Raw genomic sequence first — 14,327 nt, forward strand, 5'->3', positions numbered from 1 at the left:
TTGCCGGCACTCCCTTCCTCTTCAATTTCACATCCGTTTGGGAGAAGCGACGGTGATGACCTCGTCTCTGCACGTCACGCATGGCGCGGAAAGACCCGCCCCTCGCTGGACGAACTGGCTCGATCTTGGCGATCGCGCACTTGCCGTTCTTTTGCTAGCGCCGGCAGGCATCCTGCTTGCGCTCATCATCGTCTATCCCGTAGTGAAACTCGGCTACACCAGCCTGTTCAGCCTGTCCCTGACATCCGGCTTGCCAGCTGAGTTCGTCGGCCTCGACAACTACCGCCTGATGCTGGAAGATCCGGTCTTCTGGGAAACGACGTGGAACACGGTGCTGATAACCCTGATCACCGTACCCGGCGCGTTGCTGATGGGCCTTGCCTTGGCGCTGCTGGCCAATCTGCCCTTCCGCACGCAATGGCCGGTGCGACTTTCGCTTCTCATCCCCTGGGCGCTACCGCTGTCCTTCGCAGGCCTCATCTTTGCGTGGTTCTTCCATTCCGAGTACGGCGTGGTCAATGATGTGCTCAATCGCCTCGGTTTCGAAGGCATCATCTGGTTCAATTCACCCAACTGGGCGTTTGCCGCCATCTGCCTGACGATCATATGGAAGACTTCGTCCTTCATGGCGCTCATCATCCTTGCAGGCCTGCAGACCATTCCGCGCTCGCTTTACGAGGCAGCCGATGTGGATGGTGCGGGCCGCCTTCGCCAATTTTTCGAAATCACCTTGCCTCTTCTAAAGCCGGCTATCGTCGTTGCGCTGATCTTCAGAACCATCACCGCGCTCCAAACCTTTGACATCCCATACATGATGACGGGCGGTGGTCCAGGCACGTCCACGGCCACTCTTGCCATGTATATCCACCAGAACACGGTATCTTTCCTCGATCTCGGTTATGGATCGGCGCTGGCTGTCGTTATGTTTGCGCTGTCCATGGTGGTGACGGTCATCTATCTGCGCGCCATCAAGACGAAGGACTGAGCCATGAGCACTGTGACATCTCCCGGTCTTTCGTCCCTGCTGGCCGGTCGCCCCTTAAGGCTGTTTGCCGCAGCCGCGCTTTTGATCAACGGCATGTTCCCGGCGCTGTGGATTCTCTTCACCTCGCTGAAGAACGAAGCTGAGCTGACCGCAAAACCGATCACATGGTTTCCACACGCGCCGACGCTTGCCAATTACATGCAGGCATTCTCCGACCAGCCGCTGCATATCTTCCTGTTCAACAGCTTCATGGTGGCACTCCTCTCCACCTGCCTGACGCTCTTCGTCTCGGTGCTGGCAGCCTACGCACTGGCGCGGCTGAACCTGCGTTATCGCGGCCTGATCCTCTCGGCAATCATCGCCGTCTCCACCTTCCCGCTGGTGACACTGCTGGTGCCGCTCTTCGAAATCATGCGCACCCTGAACCTGTTGAACACCTGGATTGCACTGGTGCTACCCTACACGGTCCTTTCGCTTCCGGTCTGCACCCTGATGCTGGTCTCGTTTTTCGAGGGCATTCCCCGCGATTTGGAAAACGCCGCCATGATCGATGGCTGCACCCGCATTGGTGCGCTGTTCAAGATCGTCGTTCCACTTTGCGCGCCCGGCGTCTTTACCGCAGGCATTCTCGCCTTCGTCAACGCCTGGGATGAGTTCCTGTTGGCGCTATCCTTCAACTCCAATCCGTCACTGCGCACGCTGCCTGTGGGTATCCAGCTCTATCAAGGCGAGTTCGCCTTCCCCTGGCCGGTCATTTCCGCAGCACTCGTCGTTGGCATCGTACCGGTCGCGATCCTGATCGTTATTTTCCAGGAACGCGTCGTCTCCGGCCTTACCGCGGGCGGTATCAAGGGCTAGTCGTCGCAACGCGAATCCGGGGCGCGTGTGGTCTTGCGTCCCAGAGCGCCACAGCGGTTCATTATCGAAAGAATTTGCCATGCATTTCCAAAAGACAGCCAATGGCTTCGAACTGGCCATCAACGGAGCCACTGTTCTGCGCCACTCAGATGAAGCCCCTTGCATCTTCGTCGGGAGGGGCGAAGAACGAATGGACATGTATCGCGGCAATTTCGATATCGAAGACTATGTCGTTGAGCGCGTCGCGTTGAGCCACGCGGAAGTCGAGAGCGATAGCGTGACGCTATCGTCGGGGGAAGGCCAGCCATCAAGGCTCCGTCTGACCGTGGCGGACAACAGCGTCAGGATCGAGGCGCTCGACCCATCGATCAATCGCTTCTGGCTGCGTGTCGCTGCTGAAAAAGACGAATGCGTTTGGGGTGGCGGCGAGCAGATGTCCTACTTCAACATGCGCGGCCGCAAGTTCCCGCTCTGGACATCGGAACCCGGCGTTGGTCGCGACAAGACCACGGAACTGACCTTCAAGGCAGACGTGACCAGCAAGGCGGGCGGTGACTACTACCATACCAACTACCCGCAGCCGACCTATGTCTCTTCGCGTCGTTATGCACTGCATGTGGAAACGACCGCCTATTCCGTCTTCGATTTTCGCCGTGATGGCTTTCACGAGATCGAGGCCTGGGCCATACCCGAGCGCCTGGAGTTTTTCGCAGCAGACAGCTTCAAAGCATTGGTCGGGCAACTGTCTTTGCGCTTCGGTCGTCAACCGGAACTCCCTGAATGGGTCTATAACGGCGCGATCATCGGCCTCAAGGATGGCGAACAGTCTTTTGCGCGGCTCGAGACAATCCGTGCGGCGGGTGTGAAAGTCTCCGGCCTTTGGTGCGAGGACTGGGTGGGCCTGCGCCACACCAGTTTCGGCGCGCGGCTCTTTTGGGACTGGAAAGCGAACGAAGACCGTTATCCGGCACTTCGACAGAAGATCGCCGAGCTTGCCGATAACGACATCCGTTTCCTCGGCTATGTAAACCCTTATCTGTGCGTCGATGGCTCCTTCTTTCCGGAGGCTGAGGCCAGAGGTTACTTTGCCAAGAACGACGCCGGAGAAACGGCGCTGGTCGATTTCGGCGAATTCGATTGCGGCGTGGTGGATTTTACCAACCCGCAGGCGATGGACTGGTTTGCGGAAACCATTATCGGCCAGAACATGCTCGATTATGGCCTCTCCGGCTGGATGGCAGATTTCGGCGAATATCTCCCAATCGACATCCATCTCTCCAATGGCGTGGATGCCAAGCTGATGCACAATGCCTGGCCGACGATCTGGGCCGATGTGAATGCCAAGGCGGTAGCAAGCCGTGGCAAGACCGGCGAAGCCCTGTTTTTCATGCGCGCAGGTTTCACCGGGGTCCAGGCGCATTGCCCTCTTTTGTGGGGCGGAGATCAATCGGTCGATTTCACCAGGCATGACGGCCTCGTCACGGTCATGTCCGGCGCACTCTCCTCCGGCCTGCTCGGCAATGCCTATCATCACTCTGATATCGGCGGCTATACCAGCCTCTTCGGCAATGTCCGCACACCCGAAGTCCTCATGCGCTGGGCCGAAATGGCCGCCTTCACTCCCGTCATGCGAACGCACGAGGGCAACCGCCCACGCGACAATGTGCAGATCGACCAGGACGAAACGGTGCTCTCGCACTTCGCCCGTATGACAGCGATCTACGTCCACTTGGCACCCTACCTGAAGGCCCTCTCTAGAGAGGCGGCGGAGACCGGCCTCCCCGTCCAGCGCCCGCTCTTCCTGCACCACGAAGACGACCGCAGAACATACGATATTCAGGATGCCTATCTCTACGGCGCAGACCTTCTCGTCGCACCAGTGTGGCAGGCCGAACAGACCGAGCGCACCGTCTACCTGCCGCGAAACGCCGACTGGGTGCATGTCTGGACCGGCTCGACGCATGAGGGCGGTCAGGAAGTGACCGTCGACGCCCCTATCGGCCAACCTCCCATATTCTACCGCACAGACTCGCAGAACGCTGAACTCTTCGCCAGCATTCAACAGATCTAAAAGCGAGACGCAGAAATGCTTCGAGGGCTTGCTCACGTCCGTGCTGAGCAAGCCCTCTGACGTTTCAGGACAGACGAGCTCGCGGTCGAACGCGATTATAGCGAACCATGTTTCGTGGTCCTGCGCTCCGACACGCTAAAGCGTTTATCAGCCCCTCCCGTACTACCACCGATTTTATTTTGGCGACGAGACCGTCATCCTGTGGGGATATTCGACCTGCAGTATGCCTTAAGAGTTGACTCTTTTACTCATCTTTGAGATTGCGGACGTGCGATCGCTCTTGCTCCTGGGGGCAGAGTAAAGCGGCGCTCTGAAGGAGTAGTATCTGTGTCTAGCAGTAGAGTTGAAGTCACCACCCAGCATGCAAGCCGTTATCTGCAGCAATTGTCGAAGCATTGGGCGCACAAGTTCGAGACGGAGTTCACACCACTTTCGTCCAAGATCGCCTTGCCGCTCGGTGACGCACGCCTCAACGCCAACGAGACCTCGCTGATCATCGAGGTCGCTGCGCACAAAAGCGAAGACCTGACAGTGCTTCAGGATGTTGTTCAGCGTCACATCGAACGCTTCGCGTTCAAGGAAACGCTCGCGTTTGAATGGCGGCCGATCGACTGAAATCTGGCGCGTGCGGAAGCAATTATCACTTTATTTGTAAATGAGGGGACGGGGTAACTATGTCGGTGGGTCAATCTAGATTAGGCGTGAACAGCTTTGGCTTCGCAATGCTTGCGAGCGTATCAATCATCACTTTGCAGCCCGCATTGGCCCAAAGCCAAGGTACGATGCCCGGTCAGGGCGCGGCGACATCGGCAACAGTACTGCAACCGATCGTCATCCGTGGCGCCCGCGACGCCAAGCCAAAAACGGCAACCATCGGTCAGCCCGCCGCCGACTTTACCGGTGGTCAGGTTTCGACGGAAGCGCGGCTCGGCACCCTCGGCAATCGCCCGATTAAGGACACGCCGTTCAGCATCACCGCCTACACGGCAAAATTGATCCGCGATCAACAGGCGCAAACCGTTGCAGACATCACGCTCAATGATCCATCCGTTCGGGCCGATGCGCCTCCCTTTAGTGAGCGTGACTCGTTCCTGATCCGTGGTTTTCCCGTCGTCAATCTGGACATTTTCTATGACGGGCTTCCCTATATCGCTAACCCGCGCCGCCATTTCCTCGAGGGGATCGAACAGGTTCAGGTTCTGAAAGGACCGAGCAACTTCATCAACGGCGGCATCGGGCGCGTCGGCGGCACCATCAATCTCATTCCAAAGCGCGCGGCAGATGAGCCTTTGACCCGGTTGACGACGGGTTATCGCAGCGATTCCCAACTTTGGACCCATGCTGATGTCAGTCGTCGTTTCGGTGAAGGCGATGAGTGGGGCATTCGCGCCAATGGATCCTTCCGAGGCGGTGAGACAAGCCTCGATCACAATGATACGCGGATCGGCGTGGCCGCTCTCGGCATCGACTATCGCGGCGAAGACTTCCGCGCGTCGCTTGATTTCAGCTACTCGACACAAAAACTGGATTCGCCGACGTCTCTGTTCAACAGCGCTTCAGCTGGATTGACGGCCATCCCTCGCGCGCCGAACGGAAGGGTCAACACCGCCAATCCGTTCGAATATCTCGACAGTTCCTACAACATGGTCTCGGGGCGGCTTGAGTATGATGTTTTGGACAACACGACGATCTATGCGGCAGCCGGCGCGAGCCGATATCGCGAAGACTTTCTGACCTCGTCCTATACAATCTTGAATTCTAATGGGGATGCCAGCGTTGCTTTCGGCTACAATCCTCAGGAGATCATCGGATACTCCGGCGAGACTGGCATCCGCTCGGATTTCGAAACAGGAGAGATTGAGCACAAGCTCAACGCGTCCTTCTCCATGTCACTGAGCCAGAACAACCGTGGCTACTTTAATCCAGCGGCCCTCGGTTTTCCGACCTATACAACCAACATCTATGACCCGACCTACATATCAGGCGGTTCCGTGATTACTGCAGGGCTACCACGCTCCAGCAATCTAGGAAGGTTCGCCGAGCTACTTTCTACCAGCATATCGGTATCAGACACGATGTCGTTCTTCGACGAGAGGTTGGAGGTAACGATCGGAGGTCGTTATCAAGATATGCGGTCGGAAGGATTCAACACGCGTCCTGCCGCGGGACCGGCAGGGTTCCGCAATTACCTTTATCAGGAGGCGAGATTTAGTCCTGCCGTCGCTGCCAGCTTTAAGCTTACAGACGATCTTTCTCTCTACGCTAATTACGTTGAGGCCCTGACGGAGGGGGGTGTTGCCCCAGCAAGCGCCAACGGGAATGCGAATCAAGTTTTCCCTCCTTTCGTTAGCAAGCAAAAGGAGATCGGCGCAAAATACGATACCGGCTCAATTATGCTAACCGCAGCTCTTTTCGAAATCAGGCAAGCAAATTCCTATACATACAGGCTACCAAATCCCGCGTTTCCAGCCATTCCCGGGGAGCCGCCCACGCTGAGCTATTTCTCAGTTGATGGTGTCCAAGTAAACCGCGGGCTGGAACTCTCTGCCTACGGCGAGCCGGTTGATGGTCTACGTCTACTCGGCGGCGTAACATTTATGGAGCCAACACTTCGGAATTCCAGAACGCCATCAGGAGTGGTCGTGAACGGGAACACCGCGCCGGGAGTTCCTAAGACGTCGATCAGTCTTTACGGCGAATACGATTTACCATGGGCCGAAGGGCTGACGGCAACCGGCCGAGTGATCTACAGCGGTAGCACTTATTACGATCCAGCGAATACCCAGAAGGTCGACAGCTGGACACGTGTAGATGTCGGCGCGCGATACAAGTTCGAGCGTGAAAACGGCAAAGCTGTCGAACTGCGGGCCAACGTCGAAAACGTCTTCAACGAGAACTATTGGGCTTCATCCGCTCGCGGATGGCTTGCAGCGGGTGCTGCTCGTACCTTCATGGTCTCAGCGTCATTCGATTTTTGATCGAGCGTCTTCGCCTTTCGATCACGACTCCATGCAACTCGTCTTCAAGGTAACCACATGAAATCGCTCTTGTTCTCGGCCCTTCTGACCATCGCTTCCTCCGTCTCATACGCGCAGGCTACGGAAGTCCAAACCGCAAGAGGCATGGTGTCTATTGCTAAGAAGCCTGAGCGCGTGGCGGTGTTCGACATGGCCGCGCTGGATACGCTTGCGAGTATCGGCGTGAAACCAGTCGGTGTTCCGGAGAAACTTTACCTCGAAACGCTTGAGCCTTTGAAGCAGGGCGCCGAGATCGTCGGAAACATTTTCGAACCGGATCTCGAGGCCTTGAGCTCTCTCGGTCCAGACCTCATCATTCTGGGCGGACGATCGTCTACCAAGGTCGATCAGACAGCAGCGATCGCCACCACGATCGACATGACCATGCTGGGAGACGATCTCGTCGCTCAAGCCAAGGAGCGTCTGGCGACCTATGGTGCCTTGTTTGGCAAGCAGGACGAGGCGCAGAAGGTTTCGGCAGATCTGGATGCGCGTGTCCTTGCTGCCCAACAGGCTGTCAAAGGCAAAGGAAAAGCCCTGATCGTCATGACCAATGGCCCGAAGGTGACGGCCTATGGACCGGGTTCACGGTTCGGTTGGGTGCACGCGACATTGAATCTTGAAGCGGCTGTGCCGGACATCAAGGCGGCAAATCACGGAGAGGCCGTCTCGTTTGAGTTTATCAACAAGGCCAACCCGGATTGGCTTCTGGTGCTGGACCGTGCGTCCGCGATCGGGTCGGGCGAACAGGGAGCAAAGGCGACCCTCGACAATGAGCTAGTTGCGCAGACAACAGCCTGGAAAAAAGGACAGGTGATCTATCTCCCCGCTCCCGAGTTCTACATTGCAGCGGGAGGCGTCCAGTCGACGAGCAAGGTTCTTCAGGTGATCACCGACGCGTTTAACGCCTCAAAGTGATTGAGATGAATCATGGGGCTTTCTTGCGGCCAACGCTGCTCTGCGCGGGTGTTCTCCTCGCACTAGCGGTGGCCAGCCTGTTGATCGGCGTCTCAGACAGCGGGACTATGGAACTTCTCATGGTCAGCCGGTTGCCGAGAACACTCGCCGCTATCCTGGTCGGCGCGAGCCTCGCTCTGGCCGGTCTGGTCATGCAGACACTCGCCCGTAACAATTACGTCGAACCATCAACGACAGGCACGTCACAAAGTGCCGAGCTTGGCGTGCTTGCCGTGACGCTGCTATGGCCATCGGCGAGCCTGCTGTTGAAGAGCGTCATCGCGACCGCTACGGCGCTTGCCGGGACTGCGGTCTTTCTCATGACCGCCCATCGCCTACCACCAACGCAACCCTTTCTCGTGCCGTTATTTGGCATCGTTTATGGTGGCGTGATTGGCGCGGCGGTCACATTCGTCGCGTGGCAGGCTGACCTTCTTCAGTATCTCGCGATCTGGACCAATGGCGAGTTCTCCGGCGTGCTGCGTGGCCGCTACGAGCTCTTATGGATCAGTGGGGCTATGCTCATCATCGCTTGGCTTGTTGCAGACCGCTTGACGATCATGGCGCTGGGACGCGACACAAGTGTGGGATTGGGGATCGATTACGCCAGGATGCTCCAGCTCGGGCTCCTGATTGTTGCCGTGATTTCAGCGCTCTCCACCGTCATCGTCGGAGGCATTCCTTTCGTTGGCTTGGTCGTGCCGAACATCGTGTCGCGTCTGGTTGGCGACAACCTCCGCGGCACAATGCCAATCGTCGCGATGCTGGGGTCTATCCTGGTTCTAGGTTGCGATATCCTCGGACGAACCATCAATTTTCCCTACGAGATCCCGGTCGGGACCGTTTTGGGATGTGTCGGCGCGCTGATCTTCCTCTATCTCCTCATTTGTCGGCCGCAACATGCCTGATCGAAAGCTGCTGCTCCTGGCGTTACTCGCCACAGGCACGATAATTGCCTATCTGACCATTGGCCTCAAAGGAAACATCGGCTTTGTCATCGGGCTCCGCGCTACAAAGCTCATAGCTCTAATCGAGGTGAGCGTCGCGATCGCCGTATCTACCGTGATCTTCCAGACCGTCACCAACAATCGAATCCTGACCCCGTCGATCATGGGGCTCGATGCCCTGTACGGGTTTGGTCAGATGCTGCTCGTCTTCATATTCGGCGGTGTCGGTTACGCGTCGCTGTCCCCTCACCTGAAGTTCGGGGGAGAGGTCATTCTGTTGATGGCGTTCGCCAGCGCGATCCTCCTGCCGATGCTGTTGCGACGGATCGATATGAGTTTGATGCTGCTTGTCGGGATCGTCATCGGCATTCTGTTTCGAAGCCTCCAGTCGCTGCTAGCACGGTTGATAGATCCGAATGAGTTCGCAGTTGCTCAGACGGCTGGCTTTGCGAATTTCAACGGCGTGCGCACCGATCTCCTGACTGTTGCAACGATTTTAACGGTCGTCGCTCTCGTCATCGCTTGGCGGTCGAGGCATGTGCTCGACATCGTCGCGCTCGGGCCGGACAGTGCTACCGGGCTTGGAATCTCGTGGACGAAAACGACGGCCGCTCTACTGGTCCTGGTTGCGGCACTGGTCGCGGTATCCACGGCTCTTGTCGGACCTGTAGCTTTCTTCGGGCTGCTGGTCGTGGCGCTTGCCGAACGTTTCGTCGATACAAGGCGGCACGCTGTATTGCTCCCGGCTGCCGCCCTCATCGCGATCATCGTTCTTGTTGGTGGCCAGACCTTGCTCCAGCACAGCCTTGGCAACAACTCGACGTTAAGCGTCGTGATCGAATTTGTCGGAGGCATCGTGTTTCTTCTGCTTCTCATCGCAGGAAGTCGAAAATGATCGCTATCGAAAACGTATCGGTGAGCCACTCAGGCACCGCCATTCTCAAGAGTGTCTCGCTGACGATCCGCAAGCACGGAGTAACGGCGCTGATCGGTCCGAATGGTGCGGGTAAATCCACACTCCTCTCTCTTATTGCGCGCCTGCAGCCCCTTCAATCAGGGCAGATCGCCATCGATGGGCACCGGTTGGGTGAAACAAATGATCGGGAATTGGCCAGAATCATCGCGATCTTGCGGCAAGACTCGGTCGTCACCAGCCGTTTGCGGGTCCGGGAACTCGTAAGTTTTGGACGTTTTCCCCATAGCCGCGGTCGGCTAACGGACAGAGATCGGAACATCGTTGCGAAGTCCCTCGCCCGCTTCGCGCTCAGCGACCTCGCAGACCGCTTTATCGATACGCTCTCGGGCGGCCAACGACAACGCGCGCTGGTCGCCATGACCTTCGCGCAGGAGACGGATTACATTCTCCTCGATGAACCGCTCAACAATCTCGATATGTTTTTCGCTCGCGAGTTGATGCTGCATTTGCGCGCGCTGGCGGATGAAGAAAACAAAAGCATCATCATCGTTCTGCACGACATCAACCAGGCGGCAGCCCATGCAGACAGGATCATTGCCATGAAGAACGGCAGCGTGATCGCCGATGGTCACCCAAGTGATATCATCAACCCGTCGACGCTCGGCGACATATACGGCTTCGACATGCGCGTCGAGACAATCGACGGCACGCCTGTCGTTCTGCATTTCAAATGAGAAGCACAGTTTTCAGTGCGGGCCGCCTTTTCAATTGAAACCGCGGGGGCGACGGACAAGATGAAAAAGCCCGCCACAACGTGGCAGGCTGATTATTCCAAATGTCGCCAACCGTTAGACAGACGTGAAACGCTCAGGCCGGAAGGTCGCGAGCATCGGATGTTCGGCGCCGCTTGCCACCTCGTAAGCCAGAAGCTCGCCAACGATAAGACCAAGGGTCGCGCCACTGTGGCTGAAGACGAGATAGTAGCCGGGGATATCTTTTATCGCGCCAATTACCGGCTCTCCATCGCCTGGAATAGGCTTTCCGCCGACGCCAATCGAAGCGACCTCAAGCTGAGGGTTACCCTCCATCACTTTGGCCGCTTCCGTCAGCAACGCGGCAATAACGCTCTCGTTTATCTGATAGCTGCCGTCTGCGCCAACCGTCACGCCCTCATCGGCCGCCCAGTCGGCGTCGAGCGAGAAGGTGCCACCCGGTGCCGGGCGAACCGCAACACGCGGCGTATTGAGGACCGCGCGCAGGGGATGGGCTAAGGGTTTGGTCTGAACCAGAAGGGCGATGGGCGTGTCGTCGCCGATGGTCTGGCCGCTTTCAGCAGCCATTTTCGGCACCGCCGGACCGGTTGCCAGAACAACGGCGTCCGCTCGATAGAGAGCGCCTGTCGCGGTCTGCGCCCCGATTGCGCGCCCGCCTTCGATAACCACCTTGGCAGCACCTTGATCCGTGACGAGCTCGCCACCAAGCTCTGAATACTCCTTCAGCAGCAAACCGATCAAACTCGGCAGATCGACCCAGCCTTCACCGGGATTGAAGATCGCGCCTTGAGGGGTAATGCCGCTGGTGTCGAGACCGGGCACGACGCGGGAAACGTCTCGCGCCGAAAGTCGCTGCGCGTCATAGGCGATCGACACTTCGTGGCGGTATGCGGCCTCGATTTCATTTCGCTCGTCATCGGCATCCCAGGTCAAACCGCCATCGAAACGGAGCCAGTCTGCTCCCGGGTTCTTTGCCGCAAGCGTGCGGTAGCGGTCTATGCCCGCCACACGCAATCGATGGTACGGCTCCGAGCGCATGCGCGCCGAATTCAGCCAAGAGAGCGAGCGCCCGGAGGCGCCGTTTGCCACTGGTCCGTCATTGAGGATCGTGACTTTGATGCCACGGCGCGCAAGCTGGACGGCAGTCGAGACGCCGAAAATGCCAGCGCCGATGATGACGGCGGTCGAGATGATGTTGTCAGTCATGGGATAGGCTTTCATTCAATTGTGATGATGGATGGAAGAACCGCATCAGGCGTCTTCCCAACGACCGCTGGTCGCGGATCGGAAGAGTGCGTCGATCGCTTTCATATTTGCGATCGCATCGTCGAGCCCTGTTTCGAGCGGCGTGCCAGAGAGCACTGCTTCCGCAAAGGCATCGACCTGTTCGCGATACTGATCGACAGGCCCGATGACGATCTCTTCACGACCGCAGCCTGAGAGGTCGCGCCCGTCGTCGAAGATCAGCATGGTCTGTTGATCGGCCGGTGCGTTGAAGGGGATAGCGATTTCCAAACGGCCACGCGTACCGATGACCGTCACCTTCTGGGCGAGCGACAATTGCGTGGAACAGGTGAAGGCAAGTTGCTTCCCCTCTGGAAACGCTAGCAATCCGCTGGTCAGCCGATCCGTGCCGAAGATCGGATCGCGATCGATCAGCGCTATGGCCCGGAGCGGCTCTGCACCGAACAGGAAGCGCGCGGTATTGACTGCGTAACAACCGACGTCGAACAGGCCACCGCCGCCAATATCGGCCTGGTTGCGGACATTCTTTGGGTCGTCGAGATAATAGGCAAAGATGGTCTGGATCGCCCTGACATCGCCAAGGCGTCCTTCCGCAATCATCGCCCTTGCCTTTTTCCATTGGGGGTGGTGACGAACCATGAAGGCTTCTGCAACCGGCAAGTTGGCCGCTTTCTGCGCGTCCGCCAGCTCTTTCGCTTGGGCTGCATTCAGCGCGATCGGCTTTTCGCAAAGCACCGGCTTGCCGTGCTCCAATGCCCTGATGGTCATAGGCACATGAAGATGATTGGGCAAAGGGTTGTAAATTGCATCAATGTCCGGATCGGAAAGCAGATCCTCGTAAGTGCCGTAGGGTTTCTCGATGCCGAAGCGCGTTGCCATTGCGCTTGCCTTTTCGCCATCCCTCGAGGCAATGGCTGCAACGCGCCCTAAACGGCTGGACTGGATGGCGGGAATAACGGCCTTGGCAGCGATCCCTGCGCAGCCCAGCACGCCCCATTTGATCGTTCGTGTCATCTCTATCGTCTCCTGTTGATCAGAGCACTTCCGCAAGGAAGCGCTGAAGGCGCGGGCTCTGAGGTTTGTCGAATATGGCCTCCGGCGTGCCGGCCTCTACCACACGCCCCTCGTCCATGAAGACAACCTGATCGGCAACCCGGCGGGCAAACCCCATCTCGTGCGTTACGACAACCATGGTCATGCCACGCGTCCCGAGATCCGCCATGAGGTTGAGAACGCCTTTGACCAGCTCGGGGTCAAGGGCACTCGTCACCTCATCGAAAAGGATGACTTCAGGCTCCATCGCCAGCGCCCGGGCTATGGCGACGCGCTGTTGCTGCCCGCCGGAAAGACCGCCCGGCCGATGATGCTGGCGGCTTGCAAGACCGACATCTGCAAGCCTCGCCTTGGCGATACGCTCGGCTTCGGCTGCTGGCAGACCCTTGATCTTGGTCAGCGACAACATGACGTTTTCTAGCGCGGTGTGATCCGGGAAAAGATTGAAATGCTGGAAGACCATCCCGACGCGGCGGCGCAAGGTTTCCGGCTTCATGCCGAGAATGCTTTGCCCATCAAGGAGAATATCGCCGCTCTTGGGTTCGACCAGGCGGTTGATCCCCCGCAGCAGGGTCGATTTTCCTGAGCCGGAGGGACCGATGATGCAGGTAACGCTACCCGGCTTCACCGAAAGATCGACGCCCTTCAGCACATCGAGGTCGCCATAGGCCATCCCAAGATTGCGCACGTCGAGACTACCGCCCTTGAACGCGGCTCCGGGGGGGCGGGATGCGTTGTCGAGCTCGCTCACCTCCTCCAGTCCACTGGTAATCGCTGATGGACGCTGCTTGCCAAGCCGCAGGCGATTATCGACCGCATTGACCACATGGGTGAGCGGTACGGTGACAACGAGGTAGAAGATACCGGCCAGCAGCAACGGAGAAAGATTGCCTGTCACCACCGCCTGATCTTGCCCAACGCGAAAGATTTCGCGCTCTGAGGCCAGAAGGCCGAGAAAGTAGACAAGGCTCGAATCCTTGACGTTGCCGATGAACTGATTGACGAGCGCCGGCAACACACGACGAACGCCCTGCGGCACGACAATGAGGCGCATGCCTTGACCGTAGCTCATGGAAAGGGCGCGGCACGCTTCCATCTGGCCACGATCGACGCTCTGAATACCGGAGCGAAAAATCTCGCCGATGTAAGCGCCTGCGATGAGACTGAGCGCCAGGATGCCCAGCGGATAAGGTGACGGACCGAAAAGTTCGCGGCCGATGCGCGCAAAGCCTTGTCCGATCAACAGGATTGTGACGATCGCCGGCAAGCCGCGAAAGATATCAGTGTAAAGCCGGGCGGGTATGCGAAGCCACGCCGAGCGGGAAATGCCCATTATGGCGAGCACCATGCCGATGATCACGCCGAGCACCGTCGAGGTTGCAGCAAGAATCAGCGTATTTTTCAAACCAACCGTAATCATGGTCGGCAGCACTTCGGCCATGGCATTCCAATCGAGGAAGCTGCGGCGCAGGTTTTCAAGCCAGTTCATCAGAAATCCCTAGAGC

General features: G+C 57.9%; 12 protein-coding genes. 9 read left to right on the plus strand and 3 right to left on the minus strand.

The genetic code is table 11. The features are described from left to right. Positions 1-55 precede the first annotated feature (55 nt). From WKI41_RS04155 to WKI41_RS04195, 9 genes are all read left to right on the plus strand, one after another. A complete protein-coding gene (locus WKI41_RS04155) occupies positions 56-985 on the plus strand; it encodes a carbohydrate ABC transporter permease (RefSeq protein ID WP_340192227.1) in 930 nt (309 codons plus the stop codon). Positions 986-988: 3 nt separating this feature from the next. Then, complete coding sequence (locus WKI41_RS04160; protein ID WP_340192228.1) at positions 989-1,843, plus strand: carbohydrate ABC transporter permease; 855 nt, start codon at positions 989-991, stop codon at positions 1,841-1,843. A gap of 79 nt (positions 1,844-1,922) precedes the next feature. Continuing rightward, a complete protein-coding gene (locus WKI41_RS04165) occupies positions 1,923-3,914 on the plus strand; it encodes an alpha-glucosidase (RefSeq protein WP_340192229.1) in 1,992 nt (663 codons plus the stop codon). A gap of 327 nt (positions 3,915-4,241) precedes the next feature. Then, complete coding sequence (locus WKI41_RS04170; protein ID WP_340192230.1) at positions 4,242-4,529, plus strand: DUF2218 domain-containing protein; 288 nt, start codon at positions 4,242-4,244, stop codon at positions 4,527-4,529. 107 nt (positions 4,530-4,636) lie between these two features. Continuing rightward, entirely contained in the window at positions 4,637-6,892 is a 2,256-nt protein-coding gene (locus tag WKI41_RS04175; protein ID WP_425340988.1) for a TonB-dependent receptor, read from the plus strand. Positions 6,893-6,949: 57 nt separating this feature from the next. Continuing rightward, entirely contained in the window at positions 6,950-7,849 is a 900-nt protein-coding gene (locus WKI41_RS04180) for a siderophore ABC transporter substrate-binding protein (protein WP_340192232.1), read from the plus strand. Positions 7,850-7,854: 5 nt separating this feature from the next. Beyond that, positions 7,855-8,796, plus strand: a complete 942-nt coding sequence (locus tag WKI41_RS04185) for an ABC transporter permease (protein ID WP_340192233.1) — start codon at positions 7,855-7,857, stop codon at positions 8,794-8,796. Then, complete coding sequence (locus WKI41_RS04190) at positions 8,789-9,730, plus strand: iron chelate uptake ABC transporter family permease subunit (protein ID WP_340192234.1); 942 nt, start codon at positions 8,789-8,791, stop codon at positions 9,728-9,730. The genes WKI41_RS04185 and WKI41_RS04190 overlap by 8 nt, the downstream gene beginning before the upstream one ends. Beyond that, positions 9,727-10,485 carry an ABC transporter ATP-binding protein gene (locus tag WKI41_RS04195; protein ID WP_340192235.1) on the plus strand — a complete coding sequence of 253 codons (759 nt, stop codon included), beginning with the start codon at positions 9,727-9,729 and terminating at the stop codon, positions 10,483-10,485. Before WKI41_RS04190 ends, WKI41_RS04195 begins: the two co-directional genes overlap by 4 nt. 114 nt (positions 10,486-10,599) lie before the next feature. Here the strand turns inward: WKI41_RS04195 and WKI41_RS04200 are convergent, their stop codons facing one another. From WKI41_RS04200 to WKI41_RS04210, 3 genes are read right to left on the minus strand one after another with little or no spacing between them, the layout of a single operon-like run. Further along, on the minus strand, positions 10,600-11,730 hold the full coding sequence (locus WKI41_RS04200; RefSeq protein ID WP_340192236.1) for an NAD(P)/FAD-dependent oxidoreductase: 1,131 nt from the start codon (positions 11,728-11,730) through the stop codon (positions 10,600-10,602). A gap of 45 nt (positions 11,731-11,775) precedes the next feature. After that, positions 11,776-12,783, minus strand: a complete 1,008-nt coding sequence (locus WKI41_RS04205) for a Gfo/Idh/MocA family protein (protein WP_340192237.1) — start codon at positions 12,781-12,783, stop codon at positions 11,776-11,778. Between the two features lie 19 nt (positions 12,784-12,802). Further along, positions 12,803-14,311 (minus strand): ABC transporter permease subunit, encoded by a 1,509-nt coding sequence (locus tag WKI41_RS04210; protein WP_340192238.1) that lies wholly within the window; start codon positions 14,309-14,311, stop codon positions 12,803-12,805. Positions 14,312-14,327: the final 16 nt, after the last annotated feature.

The organism is Agrobacterium larrymoorei (assembly GCF_037722385.1).
Lineage (GTDB): Bacteria > Pseudomonadota > Alphaproteobacteria > Rhizobiales > Rhizobiaceae > Agrobacterium > Agrobacterium larrymoorei_C.